This is a genomic window from Polaromonas sp. AER18D-145 (assembly GCF_002379095.1).
GTDB lineage: Bacteria > Pseudomonadota > Gammaproteobacteria > Burkholderiales > Burkholderiaceae_C > Polaromonas.
This window is the reverse complement of the sequence record NZ_NBZV01000018.1, coordinates 1-20,878: the sequence shown is the minus strand read 5'-3', so window position 1 is coordinate 20,878 and position 20,878 is coordinate 1. Positions and strand designations below refer to the sequence as shown.

Genomic DNA, 20,878 nt, shown 5'->3' with positions numbered 1-20,878 from the left:
ATGATCCCGAAATACTGTGAGTGAGATCTTTGCAGGCGTCACGGCCAGCGGCGAGACGCGACTAATCGGCGAGGTGGCGCAAGGTGCTGCCTGTGGGTGCTTTTGTCGAGCCTGCGGCAGTCCGCTGGTCGCAAAGCAGGGGGATGTTCTGTCGTGGCACTTTGCGCACGTTGCCAGACAGGAGAACCCCGAATGCTATGTGGGAGCGCTGAATTTGATCCGCAGGCTGGCCATTGAGGACATCCTTGGCAACGCTGTTTTGAACCTGCCCGAATGCCACGTCACGATTCGTCGCCGGAGTGGGCTGGGGCATTCTGATGCGAAGCTGGTCTGGCAGCCTGAATTCGAGCGATGGGTGGACTTTTCGATGGATGCACCGAAGGGGGCCACCGTTGCACGCATTCGCCTGGTGGACGGGGAAGTGGCAGAGCTTTCCGTAGAGGCTACCGAATCGTCAATTTCCGCGTTGCCGGTCGCGGTGGGCGACACTGGAATGATCGCTTGCCGGTTTCCGATTCCAGCTCCCCAGCACCTTCGGACGTTTGAAGCGGCGATGGCTCAAATTCGAGCTACGGCCGCATGGCAATGGATCCGTGTGCCGGCGGGCGCAGCACCGGTGAGGCACGCAATTGAGCAACTTGACGCCCAGGAACGCCTTGAGGCCGACAGAATCAACAAGTTGGCACATCAAAGGGCGGTGGAGGCAGGTAGCCGGTGGGCGGGCATAGCCAAGCGCAACCGTGCTGGAGAAGCTTTCCTGCGGCCACGTCCAGCGTCTGGCACGCCTCCCGAGGGGGGCGGGGCTGGGGCAGGGAATGCGCTGCCCGGCCGTTCGCCGGGGTGCACGCTGACCTTCTACAAGCTCCCTGGGGAAAAATTGTGGGTGCGCTACATGCGCGCGGATAAACGATACGTGGTCATCCCGGTTCCAGGCCATCCTTGGGTCGGGTGGGAAAATGACCTTCCGCCGGAAGTGGGGCGTTTTGACCCGGAGCTCCAGGCTTACGTTTTGGACGACGTGTTCCGTGCCATGGAAGCTTTGGCCGCGCTTTCTTCGACTGTGAAGTCTGGCCGAAGCTTGGCGGAATTCATTTCAGACCCCTGCGAGGACTGAGGGAAGCGTCCCGAACGCTGCCCTGGGGCACCGTAGAGCCCTGTGGCGCCATGTTCATAGGGAATTTGCTTCGGAGTGGATTCAACCTGCAGCTACTATCAACGGCCAGCGGAAGCGCGCAACGGATCCGCTGCCGCCCACCAACAAGGAAAACAAATGATCCCGTTTCAGAATTTTGCAGAGCAGAACGACCCCTCCATCACGGCTATTTGCGAGTCTTGTGAATGGTCAGGGCCCAGCAACACGGCAAACCACCTCGCCAATGATCCCATCTGCCCGCAATGCAAAGCTGCGGACCTGCAGCTCGTTGAGGCAGGTGAAGAAACAGGACGGGATCTCTGAACTCTCTGCCTTGTAGGACTTCCCGGACGGGAGGCCCCCTGCAGGGGAGCGATCACTAGCGAGCCACCTTCTGACTGGTCGAGATCTGTTGCAGCGCGGCAGATCGGCTGCTAATATGCCTCTGCCTCCTCACTTTGAGGACTCGCGTGCGCAATGCACGCCGCATTTCAACCCATACGGGGATTCACATCCCCTTGGGATTCGTGGGTCCCCGTTTTTCTTTTCAGAAAGACAAACCCATGACAGAAGTACTGGAACGGCCAATCGGCCAGGAATCGCCCGTCGTTCACGATCAGGGCGAGGACGTAAACATCGCTGTTGGCGAACTCGTCTCCGGGTTCAACTACCGTCGCCGCCTCAACGCAGCGAAGGAAGCCTCGTTCGATGAGGACATCAAACGCAACGGACAACTCCAGGGCCTGATCTTCAGGAAGCTTGAGACCGGGGGCCTTCAGATCCTTGCCGGCCACCGCCGCGCAATGTCGATCAGCCGCGTGTTTGGTCCGGAGTACCGGGTTTTTGGCAAGGCCAAGACGTACTCCAACGCCGAAGCCATCGCGGTGATGGTGAGCGAGAACTACAACCGCGAAGACCCCACCGCCATCGAAGACGCCGAAGCGGCGACCCGCCTCCTCGGTGAAATGAATGGCGACAAGGACGAGACCGCTCGCCGGCTCGGCTGGAAACGGCCGCTGCTCGATCGCCGGCTGGCGATCATGAATGCGACTGACAGTGTGCGTGACGCCTTCGTCGAAGAGAAGTTGCACCTTGGCCATGTCGAGATTCTTGCTGCCATGCCCCGCGAGGCGCAGGAAAAGGTTCTCGTGAAGTTGCTGGCTGCGCCAGTGATGCCCACCGTGGAACAACTGAAGGCCATGGCCGAACAGGTCCTGCTCGGGCTCGAGGCCGCGATTTTCGACAAGGCCGACTGCAATGGCTGCAAGTTCAATACTGGCAACCAGCAGGCCCTGTTCGACACATCGTTTTCAGGTACCCGCTGCACAAACGGTGCTTGCTACGGTGAGAAGACCGAGAAGGAACTCGAAACGCGCCGCATGGCGTTGACCGAGACCTACCAGGTCGTGCGGATTGTCCGCCCAGGGGATAACTTGACGGTCAATCCCTTGCGCGCCGAAGGCAAGCTTGGCGTGGGTGCTGAACAGGCGCTCGCGTGTCGCACCTGTGCTGACTTTGGTGCCTGCATTTCAGGGGTACCGGACAAGCTGGGTATGAGCTTCAAGGATGTCTGCTTCAACAAGACGTGCCTTGACACCAAGGTCGGCATCCGTGCCGCGGCAGAGGAGGCCGCGCGGGAAGCTGCAGCTGCTTCGATCGAGAGCGCCGCAAGCGCTGCAATTGACGCAAGCGCCAAGACGGATCGCGCGCCGGGAAGCGCTGGTGAAGGCCAGGGTTCCAACGAGGATCGGAAGCAATCGCAGAAGACCAAAACGTCCACCGTGAAGGTCGCTGCTTCTTCTGAGCCGCGGAACGCAGTGAAGGAATTTCGCGAGAAGATCTGGCGCGGGGTGTTCCATCGGGGCGCGCTCAAGTTGTCGGTGGAGAAAAGCCGGGCCTTGTTGCTCGCGCTGTGTCTCTACCGTCCGTCTACCCTCGACTCGCACGCAGCAGTGGAGGCGATTGAACGCGAAACGGGAATGGGAAGCGTTGGGAAACTTGATGCTTTCCAACTTACCAGCGAGATCCTGGCCATGGACGTTAAGGCCCTTGGCAGTGCGTTGTTTCAGATTCCAGCGGCGGTCACAACCAGCCTGGAGATCACGGCGGTTGTCGGATTTCTGAAGGCCTTGGGGATTCAGATCGAGAGCCACTGGAAGATCAACGCAGCGTTTTTTGATCTACTGACCAAGACCGAAATCGACGCCGTGTGCATCGAACTCGGGATGGACAAGGCAGTCGGCAAGGAATACGCAAAGCTGAAGAACGGCGGCAAGGCCGATTTCATCAAGGCCATCATGGCAATTGAAGGTTTCGAGTATGTAGGGAAAATTCCAGCGTTCATGCGCTGGTAGCTGCCCCTCGCTTCAGACCAATCACACAAACCTACGCGGGTGTTCTGCCCGAACGGGTAGTTCATCCGCATTTCTTCTCTTAGGATATGCAATGAATCTTTTTCAACAATTGGCCCCTCTGGTTTCGAGCGGGATCGTGATGCGGATGACAGTTCGCATGCATGGCGACAAGCTGCAGCTGGACATCATCCCCGAGGTCGAGGCAGGCAAAACCGGCATTTCCGTGCCGGCGCAGGCCTTGATCGGGACCGCTGAAGAACTTGACGCTGGTGTGCCGGGCTTCCTTGCAGCCTACGCACAATCAGCGGCAGACCTCAATGAGCAGATCGCTGTTGCAAATGCCGTTATGGGCAAGGCGCAGGATGCTGCCAAAGAGGTGGTGAAAGCTGCAGCATCCAGGGTCAAGCCTGCGAGTTCAGCCGGCGCCAAGCCAACTGGCAGCACAAGCGAAGCCAAAGTCGACCGCGCGGCTGCCGGCTTCCTGGATATGGATGAGGACGAGTCGCCAGAAAACGGGGCAGAAGTAAAGGCCCCTGCAGCTGTGGAGACCAGCAGCGTCGTAGCGACTGAGCTTCCGGTCAGCGAGACCGGCGAGAATCCGAACCTCTTTCTGTTGTGAGGCGAACATGCAAGTACTGAATATTGTTCGCAAGTTCAACTACAACGGGATTGCCTTGGTGGACCCGAATCCTGCGTTGAGCATTGATGCTGTGCGCGAGTTCTACGCCACCCAGTACCCGGAGCTCAACAATTCGGTCATCGAAGGCCCGGTTACCAAAGGGCAGGAAGCGACCTACAAGTTCCTCCGCGCTGTTGGCGACAAGGGTGCCAACAACCAGGGTGCAACCCTGCGTGGCAAGGTTCGCGATCTCGCCGCCGGCAAGGGCGGCACGACCGTGAAAGCGATTGAGCCAGTGTTGACTGGCTCGTGCGGGGTGATTTACGCCGCATGCATTAGCGTTGTCACTTCGAAGCAAGTCGGCCGCCCGATCAAGATGCCGTCACAGGCATTCGGAATCTGGGGCTGATCGTCGGGAACTGAACCCCGGCAGTGAATCGTTAAGTAAGAAACCACCTGGCCCCATTTATGGGGCCAGGTGGTTTTTTTTTGCCTGCTAATTTTCAATGGCTTCGATCGTTTGCCAGGCCGGTCAAACTTTAGTAAAGTCTTTTCGTCTTCGCATCATTGCGAGTCCGCGAGCAGGCCTCTAGCCTGTTTCGCATTACTTTTACCCACTGGGAATCCATACACCCAGCGGGTCCGTGGGTTTCCGCTTTCAATTGGAAAACCCATGAAATCATCAACCCAAGATCTTGCTACTCGCGCTCAGCTGGCGCGCTCGTCTGTGCCGTTCGAAAAACGCACATTCCTGAAATTCACTGCGCCGGGCCTGAATGGCCAGGATGTGACTTTGGTCTTCGAGGCAAGTAGCTACAAATGCGGCGCTCCGTTGCATCTGCAGCTCTGGTCGAACGACCGCGAGGAACCTTGCTTCTGGTCGCCGTATGTGACGCTCACGAAAAGCGCGGAGCCCAGCGGTTGCCAGGACGGTGAGATCGTCGTCAAAACCAGCGACGAGAACGTCCACCTTCGTGACGTTCTTCTGGCCCGCGGATTCTTCGAGGACACTGGCCGTCGCCTGCGTGCTGGTTATGGCGTGCTGGAGATTTGGACCCTGACGGACCTGTTCACGGCCGCACTTGAGGAAGTGCTCGGTGCGCACAAGCCAGCGAAGAAGACAAAAGCGAAAGCGGCTGCTTTGACTTGACCTGACACGTCGAATCTTCACCCGCAACACAACCAATTGAGGGGCCGGACACACATTGTGTGCCGGCCCCTTTTCACTATGGAAATCAAAAATGACTGATCAGTTTAGCTTTAACCTGGCTTTCGAACCGCAGGGGAACTACACCCTCCGTCTCGCAAGTGGAGCCACAGAGGCGTATCCGACCTTGGGCGACATGATGGTAGGACTCAACCGCACGCGTCGGGATCCCGAGGCAAGAATCCTGGGTCTCACTGGCAGCACGAAAGCAACCCTGAAAACGGGTGAAAGCTGTGAAATTGTCCAGGCCCACAATCACCTTGGGATTCGTTTGCCATCCGAGGACGGGAATTGCCAGGCCTTGATTGACGCGTACCTCGATGAAGTTGAGCCATACGGGAAGGACACGAATGGCCGCATCAAGCATCCGTGGGAAATGACGCAGGGCGAGTGGGCCGCGTTGACCTCGTTCGGGAGTGTCCTCTATGGGGTCATTCCGTGGCTATCACCCACCCAGAGGGCTCAGACCTGCGTGACAGCTGGAGCAGAGCGGTGTGGACCACTTGACTACGGACTCGACCTTTTCAGGCGGCGGATGGGCTACGGGCACAACGGCCCGACCTACGACGGCGAAAATACCAACTCGCGCCACGAGGTACACGTTGGGTACGCATTGGCGGCCGGCAAACCAGTTCCGCAGGCAGTGATCGACGAGTACCTGGACCAGGGAGAAGAGGTTCAGTATCGGGATCCGTGGTTCGAGGCACTGTTGGCGAAGCCTTTCCTGCGCGGAAGGGTAAGCCGTGATCGACTTGCGCAGTTGGTCACATTGTTGGACTGGCGCGGCGATGGACTTGCAAACCTTACCGAGGAAGTGGCCAGTCATGCAATTGAGCAGATCGCAAGACTTCCGGCATCTGCAGGACCCATTGAGGTCGACAACGAGCTCTACCTTGCCGGGATCCTTAAGGTACGCACCTTGAACGATTCGCTGAGCGCGAGCGACATTGGCACGGCTCACAACGAGTTTGCAGGCACCGTCCGGGACCTACTTGCGGCGGAGCACCGAAAGGCTGGACACCTCCGCGTGCAGAAGGGCCTGGATGACGGGCAGATGACATTTCGGGAGGCTGCTTTTGCTCGGATACTGGCAGATTCCACCGAGCGATCGACAACTTACTGCCACGCCAATCGGCTGGCCAAGGCGATTGAGGCAGGGGACATCGGTTTCCTGCTGGCCACACTCGACGGCAATGGGAACGACGTAAGCAAGAAGGCTATCGAAGCCTACTTTCAAACGAAGTTGCGCAATGTGAAGGCCGCCGAGCGGCGCAAGGCGATATTCGCGCTTGCCGGGCACGTCACCGAGCAGCAGATTGCTGATGCCGAGGCCGAATTGAAGGTCCGCCAGGAGGCAAGTCAGGCGGCGCGGGAGGTCATTGCGGAGGCAAAGCGCAAAAAAAACGCGGATGAACACGCGAAATGGAAGGCCTCTTCAACGAAATACAAGTTTGAGGGCCAGATAATGACGGGCGCTGAGTTCGTCGAGCTGGTTGTCAGCCGGGGATTCGTACGGTTGGGGGTCCGGAAGGTTGGGGCGGTAACACACCATCACCTCGCCAATCCGGCGACTTCGCAAAGCTACCGTTTGCGTGTCAATGACGGGACTCTCGACTATGCGAAATTGGTACTTGAGTGCCAGGTCGAGACCATCTAACTGCTGCTGTAGCAGCACCAAAAACACCCAGGCGATCGCCCTGGGTGTTTTTTTGGTGCGCCCGGCAGGGCGTACCTACTTGGAGGTGAAAGTCCTCTACTCGCCCGGCAAGGGGAAGAGTTAGCCAAAGGCAAGGGTTTCGCGGGCGACTGCGAGTCTGAAGGAAGCCGGAGGCAAAGCGCTGGCCTGACGAACAGGAAGCGGATATGAGGCGATGCAGCAGGGTGAGGTGGCCGAATTCATCAAAGCCCGAAACTTGCACGGAATGCTGCATCGTAGATCCGACAGGCATAAGCGTGAAGGTGGGTACGTGATACCCGGGGAGATCTGGCCACGGTGCCCGAAAGGGCTACCGGCATCGAGAGGTGACGGGAACCCACCAGCACCTCCAGCGTCCTGTTTGAACCGCCGTATGCGGGACCCGCACGTACGGTGGTGTGAGAGGGCTGAGGGGGCAACCCCTCACCCTACTCGATCCTGCCTCGAGACCCCGGATCACGGTCGAGCATTCATGCATATAAGAAAAGGTTGCTACAGATCCTGCCCGAATCGCTTTTCAGGTGTGCGCCGGCCGGTTGCCGGCAAAAAAGGAAAGAAATGAACGATTTCAGATTTTGGCTTGTAGCACTGCTGTGTCTGTTTCTCTTGAAGTACTGTTCCTGAGCATCCTCCCGGGGGGAGTCGTTGGCGCCTCCCGGGATTTCCCCCTGCCAGCCCGTCGACCCTTCTCCAGGTGACCCTGGGCGCGCGCCCGCTTAGTTGTGACCGGATGACGCATAGACCACCATCATTTGCGAACTCGTTCACTCCGGGGCACAATTCGATCGTCATTGGCTTCATGCCAGTTTCGCCGGACTAGTTTCGGCCCTCAACATCAATCCACCGGGATCCTCATCCCGGTCGGGCTGAGGCTCTCGGTTTTCTTACTTTAGGAATCCCGAAAATGAGTCTCAAACAACAAGCTGAAATCTGGCTGCGTGCCGTCGTTTCGAAACATCTTGGCAGCAACATCCGGCGCTACAAGTGGAGTTCGTATTTGGGCGACGTCAGCCACAACTCCCTCGGCGGAATCGCGTTCCTTCCACCATGTGAGGGAAAAGTGGCGGAAGTCGGTGGAGAGTTCACCCTCGTCAAGACCGCCGCAAGCTGCTTCTGCGTCGTTTCGAACGCATTGCTGGGTCAGCCGGTCGCTGAAGGCGACAAGATTGGCCTGACCTTCTACAAGCCCAAGCGCTTCGACGGAACCAAGGCCGACGGTTCGGACGATCCCTCGCATCGCGGGGTCCGAACCGTCATGCTCACCGGCGCGACAAGCCTGTTTCCCGTCAAATGGGAGGGCCGGTACCTGGGAATCAATGAGCGCTTTGCAGACGCCTACACCGAGATTCGCAATCCCTACCTGCGTGACTTGATTACGCAACTTGAACGGATGCCGGTGAGCAATGGGCTGCGCGCAGTTGTGAACGTGCTGATTGACGCCAACGCCACGGGTCTGACCTTCAACGATCCGGTGGAAAGTGAAAGCGCGTCAAGTCCTCCGGCAATCCGGATGTCTGTGAGCACTGAAAAGCACAAGGGCCAGGTCGAAATTTCGTATGACCGGGCAATGGACGTCTACTCTGTCAGGCTCACCCCCGACAGCGGCTCCGGTCCCCTGGTGCTCGAAAATGTGTACTTCAACCAGCTCGGCGAGGTGCTCATTGACGGCATTGATGACGGCCGCTGGATGCTCGCCGCGGTCGCGATGATCAAGCCGGCGCCGAAAAAGCGGAAGCTGGCCCAGCCAGCCGAAGCCTGACCGGTTGATTCGCAAAGGTCGTGGCTCTTGCCCTGAAAAGGGGTAGGGCCACTGCCTGACGCGACAACTGAGAGCTTTCCCACAAATTCCCTTCACGAGTCCTGCTCCTTTAGGGCGCAGGGCCATCCTTTTGGAGTCGCCTTGTCATCTTGCTCAAACTATCACCTGCTCAGCAGAACACGCCAGGCATTCTTTGGCCATCTTCGCGCCACTGGTGTGTTGCCGATTCATCACCTTGTCCGAATCATCCTTGACAAGGGCTACAGCGCACGGGTTCGCTCTGCTGCGCTTCGAAACTTGGTTGTCGCTGCGCCCGTTGAGGTCACCCTCGGGCAACCGTATGCCGTTCGCCGGCTGCTGGTTCGAAAGCACTACCAAGTCTGAAACGTCCATGTGACTGATCAGAAGCTGAATTTACAGACCAAACACGCTAATCCGCCTTCCCCTGGGAGGCGGATTTTTTTTGGCCGTCAACTTTTGCACTTCGCCCCGAAACCAGCTAGATTTGGGGTGTTTGGCTTCATGCCTTTCGCGCGCCTGCTCACTGCAGAGTGCGCATCTCATTCACCCTCGGGAACTCATCCCGTTGGGCATGGGTTCCTGTTCATAAGGAACTCCATGAAAAACAGTCTTTTGGAGCGCCCACGGCTGAGAAGCCCTGGCAGATTCGTGCTCCCCCAGATCGCCTCGGATATTCCGGTGCGTCTGGGAAAAGAATCCGTCAAGCACCAGGTACTGGCCAAGTTCGCGCTGGCTGCCGAAGCGATTGGCATACCACTGCCAGGTGGCAATTTCGTCTCGATCGAAGAGGTAGTGAACCAGCAATGGGGGAACTACTACAAAGCGACGATGGGGCCAGAATCGAACGATTTCCTCGCGGGCAACCTCGAAATCGTTGTCACGAACAAGCGACTGGAGGCGCGAATTGCGTCGAGTCCCAACCTCGTCATGGTTCAGGCAAAGCCGGTCATTACCGCTTTGGAATCGAAAATGGCCGGCCTCGGCTGGTATGTGCTAGATGTACTTGGACGGGCCGCAGGGCACGCCATGAACGTCTATGACTGCCGCCTCCTTGGGTATCAGTCGCAGGCCTATCTCTTCGAAGCTGAAAGCGACGAAGAGTTTGCCAAGAACCTTTACGCTGAAGAGCATGGCAACCATCCAGAGGACGCAGATATCCCAAAGCTCATTGAGGCCTACCGGGATGACTATGCGTACCTCCCGTCTGACGTGCTTCGCCAAGTTGATGGGCACAAGCACCTGCTTGGCTGGGCAGATAGCAGCGGCCCAGGTAATCGCAGGGCTTTCGTAAGCAAGCGAGCAGAAGCGGCGTTTGCTGGCATCGCTTTTGAACCCGAATTGGCCAAATGCGTTCAGGCTGCAATCGCGCTGGACAAGTTGTTCAAGAAGGACAAGGCCCACGCGTTCAGCTGGTCTGGCGAAGATGTCGACCCTGAAGACGGAGAAGACTTTGCCGACTATCCCGAACAGGTCGGAGCGGTCTGCATCGTGGCCTGGGAAGAGACCGACATACTGCTTGAGATGATTGAGCACTCGGAGAGGGGGGCCTATGAAAATGGGACAGCCTACGAGTACCAGGGTAGGGCCTGGGTTCCGCTCGATGCCTCAAGCAAAGAAATCAAAAATCTGGCCCGCGACCTGCGGGATTACCTAGGACGATGGAATGCGATGGCCATGCTGGTCTCGTGTTTCCCGTTCGCAGAGGAACAATGAAATGAAAACAAGTGTTTTAGTAACTGGAAGTCAGTTTGAAATCACCGGGGCGATTCTGCTCTACCGACAGAATCTTGATTCGATGTACGGACGCCAATCGAACGCCTTTGCAACGATTCACGCAGTCAGCGCGGATCAGAAACGGCCACAAATCGAAGCAGGACGCCCAATGACGGAGGAAGACTTTGCAGCACTCGTTGCTCAGCTCGCTCCGAAAAGTCGGCCCCAAGTTGAGTGGCAGGATCACAGTGTGCTGGCCAGGGGCCTCGGACGCATGATCTGGTGGACGCCACCAATGACGCGAGCCATGTTCTTTGCGGCATCAAAGCACAACGCCAGGTCCTTCAGGGGCCAGGCGATGTGCCCGGTGCCAGGAATGGTGTGGCAGGCGACAGGCACCAGCCTGTACGTCTACGCGTTTGAAGGGGATGGAATGCCAACGCAGGAGACCCCATTGTTTCAGGCGCCGCTCTTCAATGTTTGGGCGAGTGGGCAGGTCTGTCATGGCAATGCTGTGGCCCCTGTCGACGGGAAGAAGGGAGAAACCAGGGAGTGGGAGAAATTCCTGTTCGGCTCCCGGTTTACCCATCCGAACTTCACTGAAAAGGACCGGTTGATCCTCGGAGAGGATCCGGCTGTGTTTTGGAAAATGATGGTCACCAAGCCTCTGAAGACGTTTCCGAAAAAGAAGCTGGTGAAGATCGGTTTCAAGGTAGGCGATCTGCTGGCGCCGGATTTCACCGCTCGGGCATCCAAGATGACGGCGCAAGGGGAATTTTGATGGAGACGATGGACCAGGTCGTTCAGGCCGCCTTTCCGGTTGTCTCCGCGCCTCGCTTCTCAAGCCTTGAAGCGTCGGTAAAGCCGGGAGCGCGGCACATTTTGGCCAAAGATGGACTGTGGCGTGAGGTCACGCTTCCCTGGATTCGTAGCATTCATCTGATTGCTGCGTGCGATATGCCGCTGCCCTATGGGACGCTGCATGCCGAGCTCGAGTTGCTTTGCGGCCCGATACCAAGGGATCTGCGCCAGAAGTTTGTGCGTGACGCTTACGCTGCCGGTCCCGACGAGATGGCGGCGGCAATGATATGGAACCAGGCCACCGGTGGCTGGCGTTATGCAGTTCGCGAAAGCCTCTCGGCGGGGCACGCGTTCGTAAATTACAAGGAAGTCAAGTTGGAAGAAGGGGAATTCCTTGTTCTCGATCTCCATAGCCATGGGCAATTTGACGCACATTTTTCAAGAAAAGATGATGCGGATGACGCAGGTTCAATGAAATTCAGTGGTGTGATCGGCGACCTGAACAAAGGAACGCCGACGACAGTGATGCGTTTGAATCTGCTTGGGAAAACATGGGCGGCCACGATGGCCGCCGACGGAACACTGGAGGTTTTGGAATGATGAAACACAGTTTGCAATCTGACTTGCTGACGAAGCCCGTGAAGATCCTTTTGGTCGGCGCGGGCGGAACGGGAAGCAGGATGCTGGAGAAGCTGGTGTGCCTGCACAAGGCGCTCAAGGCGAAAGGGCACCCACACGGCTTCGACGTTGTGGTGGTGGATCCTGATACCGTCTCGCCGGCCAACATTGGCCGACAGGCATTCTATCCGGGCGACGTAGGCGCATACAAGGCCGACATCCTCGTGACAAGGGCAAACATGGCGCTGGAAGATGCGGTCTGGGAAAGTTGCGTTGCAAAGCTGGACACGCAGAGTAATCTGTCTGCCTACGACATCGTGATCGGCGCAGTCGATAACCGGGCAGCCCGGCTCGGAATCCTTCGGGGATTGGAGAACACCATGAGCGGGCTCCGCTACTGGATGGACATGGGTAACAGGCGAGCAGACGGCCAGGTAGTCCTCGGACAAGTCAGCAGCCGCCGAAAGGTGGGTGAGGACAAGTTGAGGCTACCTCATGTAGGCGAGCTCTATCCGGAACTCATCGATCCTGCATTTGAGGATTCTGACGATACGCCATCCTGCTCATTGGCGGAAGCGCTGGAGAAGCAGAGCCTGTTTATCAATCCAACGCTGGCTGACTTTGCCGGCAACCTGTTGTGGAATCTCTTCACAAAGGGGGAAGTTGACACGCACGGGGTATTTGTGAACCTTGAGCGAATGGTGGTAACACCACTTCGTGTGGACCCTGCGGTTTGGGCGCGCTTCGGCGTGGTCAGAGACGGCCGGCGTCACAAGGTGATACGTCCAAGCATCAAGGCGAGGACGGATGCGAAAGCGGCGATTGCGAACGCAGCATCTGCCTGAGGGAAAGTATGAAAAAAGCCACTGAAAAGTGGCTTTTTTTTTGCCCCGCTTAGGCCGATTATTTCAGGACGCCTAACACGCGAAGCCCGGCCGTGATCATCAACAGGCAACCCCAGAGGATGGCAGCGCCTGCACCTATCGCTGCGGCCAGTGCTGCCAGTTGCAAAAAGAAAAACACAGTTTCCATGGTTTCCGCCTTTAACGTTTCAGGGGCCGAAGACTTCGAGCCCGACAATCTGCATTCTCTCTATACGATGAGACCGGCCTTTGCAGCTTGCCAGTGCACCAAGGCAGCAACTGCCCCATCCCGAAAGGCATCGCTTTCGTATCAATTGTAGGAAGGGCAATAGTCCAGAGGCACATCATCGCCACGAGTAAGCAGCACGCGCAACGACTCACGCATGGCCACTGAGGCAGTGTTCCCAAGGCGCGCTGTGCGGCGGTATCCAATCACGCCTATGGCCAGTGAGGCGCCAAAGAGCAGCAAGGTCAGAATTGATGGGTCCATGTTTAGCCGACTATTTTCTTGAAGCGCTTATCGAAGCGTAATAGCCAAACCTCAACGACGATACGACCAAACACAAAATGAGCAATGAACATTGCCAAGGCGCCGTAAACCAACCATTCAGTTGCGAGCTGAACTATGTTGCATAGGACCATCCCGAGCACGGCGGAAATAAAAAGCGCCGTCCATTTCAACCAAAGCAGCTCTACAGTAATCGAGAGGGGGGTGTAAGAACTTTTGTGTAAACGGTCAATTGGCAGGAAACTGCTGCACTTCAATGGAACTGCAAACAAATGACCGTCACGAACGAACTGATCGACAGCCTGCTGGCTGACTACAAGAAACCTGAAGACCTCATCGGTGAGAACGGCTTGCTCAAGCAACTCACCAAGAAATTGGTAGAGCGAGCCCTTGAGGCCGAAATGGCCGAACACCTGGGCCATGCCAAGCATGAGAGCGTGGCCAACGCTGCGGGCAACACCCGAAACGGCAAGAGCCGTAAAACCCTCAAAGGCGACTTTGGCGAACTGCCCATAGAAATCCCCCGAGACCGCCACGGCAGCTTCGAGCCGCAGATCGTCACCAAGCACCAAACCCGCTGGGCAGGCTTTGACGAGAAAATCCTGTCGCTGTATGCCCGTGGCATGACGGTGCGAGAAATCCAGAGTCACCTGGAAGAAATGTACGGCGCAGAGGTGTCGCCCACCCTGATCTCATCGGTGACAGATGCCGTCATGGAAGAAGCCAAAGCCTGGCAGGCCCGTCCGCTGGACGCGCTGTACCCCATCGTCTACCTGGACTGCATCCACGTCAAAACCCGTGATGCCGGTGCGGTACGTGCCAAAGCCGTGTACCTGGCACTGGGTGTCAGCATGGCCGGTGAGAAGGAAATCCTGGGCCTGTGGATCGCCCAGACCGAGGGTGCCAAGTTCTGGCTGCAAGTAGTGACTGAACTCAAGAACCGGGGTGTACAGGACATCTTCATTGCTGCGTGGATGGCTTGAAGGGCTTCCCAGATGCCATTGAAGCCGTGTACCCCAAGACAGCGGTACAGCTTTGCCTGGTGCACATGGTGCGCCACAGTCTGAACTACGTGAGCTGGAAGCTGCGCAAGGCGGTGGCTGCTGACCTGAAGACTGTTTATGCTGCCGCCACCGTGGACGAAGCAGCCATCCGGCTCAATGAGTTCGAGGATAAGTGGGGCGCTGACTACCCGACCATCGTCAAATCCTGGCGCAGCAACTGGGCACGCATCACACCGTTCTTCGACTACCCGCCGGAGATACGACGCATCATTTACACGACCAACGCGATTGAGTCGGTGAACATGAGTTTGCGCAAGATCACCAAGAACCGAGGGTCATTCCCCAGTGACGATGCGTTGCTGAAATTGTTCTATCTGGCCCTGGCCAACATCAGCAAGAAATGGACGATGCCGCTCAGAGACTGGAAGGCTGCATTGACCCGGTTTACCATCCAGTTCGAGGAGAGAATGCCCAAAACTTAACGCTCGCCCCGTTTACACAAAATTCGGGACACCCTCATCGAGAGTTCAGCCTCCAGTTTGTTCGTCCAATGGGTGTGATTCTTATTGACGGCCGCTATGTTGTGCATGAATTGTTTTCCTCTTGGTTTGAGTTTGCTTCACGCACCTGGCGCAAAAGGCCACGATACGCGGCACGCTCGCCTGCTGTCGCATCGACGGCCTTGGGGTCGATATAGAACTCGCAATCGGCCGCAATCTCTCTGGCCACCTCTGCCGACACCTTGACCTGACCGGAAGTCCAGTCCACTGCACCAAGGGCCGGAATCACGTCGCTGATACCGCGCACTTGCCATTCATTGCTGATGGCTGGTATTCTGAGCAATTAAAGTCGTAAACAGCCGACTAGCATTCATGCGCCTTTGCGGTGTACCAAATCAACAACACTCAAAGCCAAAGTCGTAAACACATTGGCGCGCTGCGTCATCCAAAGGCATGCGGGCCGCGCGATCAGTGGAGCGGTGGACTCAAACAGGTATTCGGCTGGCTGTCAATTGGAACGGCCATATCCGGCTTCATCGGGCCGTTCGCGGCGGGGCTGTTGATCGATCACGCGGGTGCTGTTAGACAGACCCACAATGGACCTTAGTCTATTTAAGGTAGCGTCGACCTTTACTATACCGGTCCCCAGTTACTCTATCCCGCGGAACGCGCTTTCAAAACGGGCCGCGCCAGAACTGGTGGACCCAGCCCTTTGGCAGACTGACCAGAAGCAGACAATTGAGTCGTCGCCACGGAGCGGACATCAAGAGTAGGCCGAAGAACTGAAGAACGCTAGCGACGCATGGTGCAGCGGGAGAGTTCCTGCTTGATGTAGACAACCGCGGACGTGAGCCAGCGCATGAGGTCTTCTTGGCTGTGCGGTGCATTGAAGTGATGCTGCCCGAATTCAGCGGTGTTACTTAGCCACCATGGCGCAACGCTTGCAAAGTGCATTTTTTCGATGGTCAGTGCCCGGATGCGGTCCAACAGAGGCCGGGTAGTGATTTCGGCATCGAAGTCTTCGACGTCCTCCTTGGGCTCAGGGTCGAACGGCGTACTGTCGCGCCGCGCATGAAGGCTCTCAAGCACATCAATCTGCCAATGTGGATGACCCGCGCCACGACTCTGAAATCCAATGCCGGAGCGGTCCCAGTCTCTCAATCCCGGCCATTCAAGTCTGAATAGCTGAGGTTTGACGGGGTCACTCAACTCGCCCACATGCACCGTGAGGCCAGCCTGTCGGAAGGCAAAGTTCCGGCCACTGTCGAGATCCCAGATCTCCTGGTATCCCAGCCATGCGAACAGATCGCCGGGTAGCGGCAGGAGCTGGGCAACGCTTGCGGTTCCGCGATTACGCTCGACCCTCTCGATGGCCTCGCCCGAAAGTCCCGTCCACACGCCATTGACCTGGTAGTCGGCTTCCACGCGGATCGCCCGCTTGGGACGCTCCAAGCAGGTATTGAGAAGAGCCTCGATTCTGCCCCATCGCTGGTCCAACTGCGCCTTCGTCGCCTGTAGGCGACGCCTTTTAAGCTCAGAGGGCGTCAAGGTCGATACCACCGTACAGCAGTTCGGCCAGTGCGATCGCCTGCTTGCTCCACAGAGGGCTGCCCACATCTACCTCTCGTCCGAGGACTGCCAGTTCGCGCACCGCGCGACCTGTCTCCGGCCCGAGAGAAAGCTGTTGAAGGTCTGGGACTGGTATCGGCGTCAAGTGGCGGGCGCTCAGGTCGAACTGACCTCCGGCGACGTTCGGGGCATATAGGCCCAGGAGTTTGACGAAGACTTCCGAGTTGCAGAGAGCGACGAACGCGGCCAAGAGATCCTGCTCTGGCATCTGCTCGACGCCTTGCTCTCCAGTGTCTGACGAGTCGGTCACGCCCCTCGGTTTCAGCGTCCACACATGACCCATGACCGCAAAGAATGCGGCCTCGTAGTCGCCAACAAACGCGCCTTCGGCTCCAAAGAACTTCGTGATGATGCGGGGCTTGGCAAGCAAGCTCCACTCACGTGGATGCATCAAGCCCCACCAGTCAGCGCGACGGGATCGCACGATGGCGGCTCTGCCTTCAAGCCGAGTGCGATTTGGCGTCAGGAACAGCTCGAAGTACTGAGGCACTGCTTTTTGAACGGCCGCCTCATCCGGGAACATTGGCCCGCTTGCTTCGTGCGGGAAAAACAGCCAGTAAGGCTTCACGATGTGACCATTGCGAATAGAGTCGGTCATTGTGGCTTGACGGAAGTAGCGGCGCTCCCTCGCAGGTAAGCCCCGTAGTTCTTCCGCCGTGAGCAGCAGCGCGTTATTCAGTCCAGTCTGTATACCCTGAGATATCTCGAACAGATCGCCGAGGGCCGGTAGGCCGGACTGAGAAAGCCTCCTTATCAGGCGCTCAGCGCTCGGCTTGGGTAGGCGCCAGGTCGGTCGGTCGCGTAGTACGGATACCGGCACTGGGAAAATACTCCAAGCATCCTCGGCGACAGGAGCGACCGGCGCGCTGTGGCCGGCCTTTCGGAGCTGGCGTAAGGCCACGCTCGTGGCCGCTGGATCATTCTCTGTTATCAGTGCGATGAGCTCGCGGTCGGGAGCCTGCCCCTTGTTAAACACAGCCGCTGCAACCTGTACCAGAGCATGAGAAAACAGGCCGAAATCGCCGATAGAAGCCAGGAAACAGAGGTCGGACACTTCCAGCAAGCGCTCGCGCCAGCCCGAGGCTGCTTTTAACGACAACAGGCTTGCGGGAAACAGCGTTCCCAATGCACCGCCCGGATTGAGCGCATCGAGCGCGCGCAACACGAAGGCCATGCTGTAGTCGCCTCGCCCGGCGCTTGGCCCTCCAAGTGCCGCCGTCAACTGATCGCGCTGTAGGGGCGTCTGCGCGGTGAACCCGACGAATGGAGGGTTCATGACGATAACGTCCGCGGCAGGCATGCCGAGTTCGCCGAGTGAGTCTCCGACGGTGAGATTGAGGTCGACCCCGCCCGCGGGCGCCCAGTCCCTCAGCGACGCAGCGACTACGAAGCGGGCCATAGAGATAGCGGCTGACGAGATGTCGTAGCCGACCAGCCGCAACCGTCCCTTAAAACCGTGGCGTCGAAGCGCGCGCAGGGCTTCTTGGAGAAATGCGCCCGAGCCGCAGGCTGGGTCGCAAATTGTCAAGCTTTCGCGGCGATTCAGTGCTCCGGGAAGCGTTGCCAGCGCTTGTTCGACCAAACTTCGCGCCAGTGTCGGCGGTGTGTAGTGGGTACCTCCGCGGCTCGTAACTGCAATCTCGGAGTTGCCGACTAAACCAAAGAGATCGAAATCCGTCGCCCCCCGAAGCAATTCGAAATGAGCCTCCTGGAACAGTTGTCCGCCAGCATGTCGCACTGCTAGCGATGGATGCAAGTCTAGCAACGAAAGTACTGCCGAGCCGCGGCCGACCTCCTCCAAGATGGCCTCAAGCGCGTTACGATCGAGCCTCCCCAATAGTTCTTCCGAATCTTCGGCTAGCCCATAGGTCCCAGGAGAGATGCGCTGGTCTGCGGGCGCCATTAGCCGCGCAAGTGAAGCAGTAAATAGATCGGTTGAGCGCGCGTCTGGCAAACGAGCCAGGTTGCCCAGAGAGCGCAGGCGGCGGAAGAAACCGAGGAGGTGGTCGACGACTGTGCGGTTCGAGCGCAGTCGGTCTTCGATCAGAAATTTATAGAAGCGGTCGAGACTGCGCTCGATGCTCTCCCGCGCAAATACGCGAGGGTCCGAAGGCCGGTCCCATCGCAGCACCGCAACCTTCTTGGGTGTGATCGTGACGTGATGCGGGATGTCACTTGACCAAACCCAGTTGGCCGGCTCGGCTGTGCGCCACAGTTCGTCTTCCGACACTGACATGGCGAAGGTACCCTCTGCCCCGTCTAGCAGAACCGAATGTGAGCCGGGGATTGAAGCCTCATCGTGCTCGAAGAGCGGCGAAATCGCAAGTCCGAATCGCTGTGCCCACTCGCTGGCGCTGTCCTTTGCATTCATTGCCGAATTCCTACCGCCGGAAAGAGTTGCCGTTGTGGTGGCTCCACAGGGAAAGTGAAAGAGTTGGCCAGCGCTTGAAGGTGTGGTGCGAGTGGAAGGACTAGAAGACCTTCGATAGGGACAGATCGCTCGTCAATCAAGCGCGCATGGGCGCAATCCGGGAAGACCACGGCCGTACTCCACAAGGCGGGGAAGGACCTCCCCTGGAGATGTTGCCGAACTTCCTTAATGGCATCTTTCCAGGCGCCCACTTCGACACCGAAGCGGTCTTGCAATTCCAGCAGCAGCCTGAGCGCAAGCACGGATTGCCACGAATACAACGCGTGTCGACCACGCCCCGCACCGGGGACGTCTGGCGCCAGCAAAGTACGACGAGCACACCACTCCCTCAGCTGGTGCATGGTAAGCCCAGCCAGTCGTGCCGCGTCGGATGCTTGCAGTAATTGCATTTATGAAGGGTAACACACCCGTCATCAGACTTGTCAGAGCATTCAATGTATCAGAGCATCAACCTCGCCTATCCCAGGGACAATACTTTCGCGTCGCGCGAAGTTGCGTGGGTTTTTTCTGCCGGAGTACGCCACAACCGATCTCGGAATTTCCTCGGCTAGGCTGCTCCGTCCCTTTATGAGGCAATCGCGAACGTCTGGTCCTTGCTATTTCGAATGCTGCCAGTGGGCTCATACTCGCCGCTTGGAATTGATCTGATTCCGACCGCTCCTTGGCAATGCCGCCGATCATTCCCCTGCTTGAGCATATGTTTACGACTTTGGAAATCCGTCTCAAAAATCCAACGCCCCGCAAACCCGCATGGATGCTAGAGCCGTGTTTACGACTTTAATTGCTCGGAATATGTGCCCGCCATCACTTTGTTTTCTGTGTGTTCCATAGTTGTTTTCCTCTAAATCGATTGTTTACTTGTCTTTAGTATATATCCCCATTGGGGATATCTCAAGTGGCCTTTTCAGCTTTCTTTTTCACACGCTCATGAACAAGTTTCAACTTCTCGTGCGCAAGGATCTCACGCACCAGATTCCAGATCGTTTCATCCATGTTGCGGAAATCCTTGGACTCTCCAGGCAGCAACCACTTGTCGAGTGTGCGACGGGCACACCCGAGGCGCGCGCAGAAGAAATCGCGGGTCATGTTCAGCTCAGCCATGGCCGAGCGCAAAAACTCTTGCTGGGTACTCATCAGGTTTTTAACAATTTCGCACCTGCGGCCTTTGATGCTTTGGCATCGAAGGTCCAGAACGGCAGTGCGTGACCGTATTGGGCAAGCGCCAGGTGCAAATACTCACCAAAGTCGGCTCCGCCCTCTTCGTAGCTGGCTAGAGCCTGTTCCAGTGCACCCTCCGACTCAAACACCAGCTCCATCGTCATCAACAGCGAGGCAACAGCCCTGATCACTTCTGCTTTGGCGAACTTGTACCTGGAACGCAAAACCCATTCAAGCTCAAGAACCACGGTGATCGGAATCCAAAGGTTCTCGGATCGTCGGACGTGCCGGTCCAACATCCTTGCGGCAACTTCCGCCTGCGCTTCGTCATCACGGACGATCAGGCGAACCAGGACATTGGTATCAAGTGAACCAGCAATGCTCAAGGCTTCATGTCCTCAATTGCGACATGCTTGCCCTTTGGGGGCGTGAGCATGCCCTTCATATCCAGGATGGACTTGTTCTTGACGCGTACAAACAGCCGCCCGTCATTGAGGGCATGCCAAACGAGCCGCGTTCCAGGAGCGCCACCAATGGCCTGCCGGATGTCAGCCGGAACCGTGGTCTGGCCCTTGGCTGTAATAGTTGATTCAGTCATAAATACCCCTTACATTGAGCCAATTGTAATGCGCCTAAATCGCATTTGCAAACATCTCGCTCAACACATCTTGGTCAACGTCCACATAACGATGTGGTGCAGTCGATGCTGGAGTGGCCTAGGAGCCTGTCGGACTTGAGTGCGCGCAAGCGATGATTTGCGGGCGAGGTGAATTTTTGAGGGCCCGAGTCGTGCTTTGCGCGTGATCGCACGATTGCGCGAAGCCTGGCAAGGCCTTACACGCTGTCTGTGGCCTTCGTTGGGCGA

20 protein-coding genes and 1 pseudogene are annotated in these 20,878 nt (G+C 57.5%); 12 read left to right on the top strand and 9 right to left on the bottom strand.

The features are described 5' to 3' along the window. The first annotated feature begins 16 nt into the window (after positions 1-16). The 7 genes from B7G52_RS10965 to B7G52_RS10935 all read left to right on the top strand — a co-directional run bounded on the left by B7G52_RS10965 (position 17) and on the right by B7G52_RS10935 (position 8,767). On the top strand, positions 17-1,114 hold the full coding sequence (locus tag B7G52_RS10965; protein WP_141397429.1) for a competence protein CoiA family protein: 1,098 nt from the start codon (positions 17-19) through the stop codon (positions 1,112-1,114). A gap of 581 nt (positions 1,115-1,695) precedes the next feature. Further along, positions 1,696-3,486: a PRTRC system ParB family protein gene (locus B7G52_RS10960; protein ID WP_096697642.1), complete on the top strand. Its 1,791-nt coding sequence runs from the start codon at positions 1,696-1,698 to the stop codon at positions 3,484-3,486. Positions 3,487-3,577: 91 nt separating this feature from the next. Then, positions 3,578-4,105 (top strand): PRTRC system protein E, encoded by a 528-nt coding sequence (locus B7G52_RS10955; RefSeq protein WP_096697641.1) that lies wholly within the window; start codon positions 3,578-3,580, stop codon positions 4,103-4,105. Between the two features lie 7 nt (positions 4,106-4,112). Continuing rightward, positions 4,113-4,514 (top strand): PRTRC system protein C, encoded by a 402-nt coding sequence (locus B7G52_RS10950; protein ID WP_096697640.1) that lies wholly within the window; start codon positions 4,113-4,115, stop codon positions 4,512-4,514. A 264-nt stretch (positions 4,515-4,778) separates the two neighbouring features. Continuing rightward, positions 4,779-5,255, top strand: coding sequence for a hypothetical protein (locus B7G52_RS10945; protein WP_096697639.1), 477 nt, complete (start codon positions 4,779-4,781; stop codon positions 5,253-5,255). A gap of 91 nt (positions 5,256-5,346) precedes the next feature. Further along, the gene (locus tag B7G52_RS10940; protein ID WP_096697638.1) at positions 5,347-6,969 is read left to right on the top strand and encodes a hypothetical protein; all 1,623 of its coding nucleotides are present in this window, start codon (positions 5,347-5,349) and stop codon (positions 6,967-6,969) included. A gap of 943 nt (positions 6,970-7,912) precedes the next feature. Continuing rightward, positions 7,913-8,767: a hypothetical protein gene (locus B7G52_RS10935; RefSeq protein ID WP_141397428.1), complete on the top strand. Its 855-nt coding sequence runs from the start codon at positions 7,913-7,915 to the stop codon at positions 8,765-8,767. A 153-nt stretch (positions 8,768-8,920) separates the two neighbouring features. Here the strand turns inward: B7G52_RS10935 and B7G52_RS10930 are convergent, their stop codons facing one another. After that, complete coding sequence (locus tag B7G52_RS10930) at positions 8,921-9,160, bottom strand: hypothetical protein (RefSeq protein ID WP_096697636.1); 240 nt, start codon at positions 9,158-9,160, stop codon at positions 8,921-8,923. Between the two features lie 225 nt (positions 9,161-9,385). On the opposite strand from B7G52_RS10930, the gene B7G52_RS10925 reads away from it, so the two are divergent. From B7G52_RS10925 to B7G52_RS10910, 4 genes are read left to right on the top strand one after another with little or no spacing between them, the layout of a single operon-like run. Further along, complete coding sequence (locus tag B7G52_RS10925; protein WP_170954745.1) at positions 9,386-10,501, top strand: PRTRC system protein F; 1,116 nt, start codon at positions 9,386-9,388, stop codon at positions 10,499-10,501. A 1-nt stretch (position 10,502) separates the two neighbouring features. Next, on the top strand, positions 10,503-11,282 hold the full coding sequence (locus B7G52_RS10920; protein ID WP_096697634.1) for a PRTRC system protein B: 780 nt from the start codon (positions 10,503-10,505) through the stop codon (positions 11,280-11,282). Next, complete coding sequence (locus B7G52_RS10915; RefSeq protein WP_096697633.1) at positions 11,282-11,902, top strand: PRTRC system protein A; 621 nt, start codon at positions 11,282-11,284, stop codon at positions 11,900-11,902. The genes B7G52_RS10920 and B7G52_RS10915 overlap by 1 nt, the downstream gene beginning before the upstream one ends. Further along, positions 11,899-12,765: a PRTRC system ThiF family protein gene (locus B7G52_RS10910; RefSeq protein WP_371329012.1), complete on the top strand. Its 867-nt coding sequence runs from the start codon at positions 11,899-11,901 to the stop codon at positions 12,763-12,765. The genes B7G52_RS10915 and B7G52_RS10910 overlap by 4 nt, the downstream gene beginning before the upstream one ends. Before the next feature lie 58 nt (positions 12,766-12,823). Here B7G52_RS10910 and B7G52_RS24335 read toward each other — a convergent pair whose 3' ends face one another. Further along, positions 12,824-12,952 (bottom strand): hypothetical protein, encoded by a 129-nt coding sequence (locus B7G52_RS24335; protein WP_256387726.1) that lies wholly within the window; start codon positions 12,950-12,952, stop codon positions 12,824-12,826. Positions 12,953-13,563: 611 nt separating this feature from the next. Here B7G52_RS24335 and B7G52_RS10905 point away from each other — a divergent pair. Continuing rightward, positions 13,564-14,777: pseudogene (locus B7G52_RS10905) on the top strand (IS256 family transposase). Between the two features lie 94 nt (positions 14,778-14,871). Here B7G52_RS10905 and B7G52_RS10900 read toward each other — a convergent pair. The 7 genes from B7G52_RS10900 to B7G52_RS10865 form a co-directional block, all read right to left on the bottom strand. Next, entirely contained in the window at positions 14,872-15,102 is a 231-nt protein-coding gene (locus B7G52_RS10900) for a hypothetical protein (protein ID WP_096697632.1), read from the bottom strand. Positions 15,103-15,587: 485 nt separating this feature from the next. Beyond that, positions 15,588-16,220, bottom strand: a complete 633-nt coding sequence (locus tag B7G52_RS10890) for a hypothetical protein (protein WP_141397427.1) — start codon at positions 16,218-16,220, stop codon at positions 15,588-15,590. 109 nt (positions 16,221-16,329) lie between these two features. After that, the gene (locus B7G52_RS10885) at positions 16,330-18,795 is read right to left on the bottom strand and encodes an N-6 DNA methylase (RefSeq protein WP_096697629.1); all 2,466 of its coding nucleotides are present in this window, start codon (positions 18,793-18,795) and stop codon (positions 16,330-16,332) included. Then, on the bottom strand, positions 18,792-19,244 hold the full coding sequence (locus B7G52_RS24440) for a MerR family transcriptional regulator (protein WP_096697628.1): 453 nt from the start codon (positions 19,242-19,244) through the stop codon (positions 18,792-18,794). The genes B7G52_RS10885 and B7G52_RS24440 overlap by 4 nt, the downstream gene beginning before the upstream one ends. A gap of 502 nt (positions 19,245-19,746) precedes the next feature. Then, positions 19,747-19,989 carry a hypothetical protein gene (locus B7G52_RS10875; protein WP_096697627.1) on the bottom strand — a complete coding sequence of 81 codons (243 nt, stop codon included), beginning with the start codon at positions 19,987-19,989 and terminating at the stop codon, positions 19,747-19,749. After that, positions 19,989-20,399: a PIN domain-containing protein gene (locus tag B7G52_RS10870; RefSeq protein WP_240523398.1), complete on the bottom strand. Its 411-nt coding sequence runs from the start codon at positions 20,397-20,399 to the stop codon at positions 19,989-19,991. The genes B7G52_RS10875 and B7G52_RS10870 overlap by 1 nt, the downstream gene beginning before the upstream one ends. Further along, positions 20,396-20,611, bottom strand: a complete 216-nt coding sequence (locus tag B7G52_RS10865) for an AbrB/MazE/SpoVT family DNA-binding domain-containing protein (RefSeq protein WP_096697626.1) — start codon at positions 20,609-20,611, stop codon at positions 20,396-20,398. The genes B7G52_RS10870 and B7G52_RS10865 overlap by 4 nt, the downstream gene beginning before the upstream one ends. Positions 20,612-20,878 lie beyond the last annotated feature (267 nt).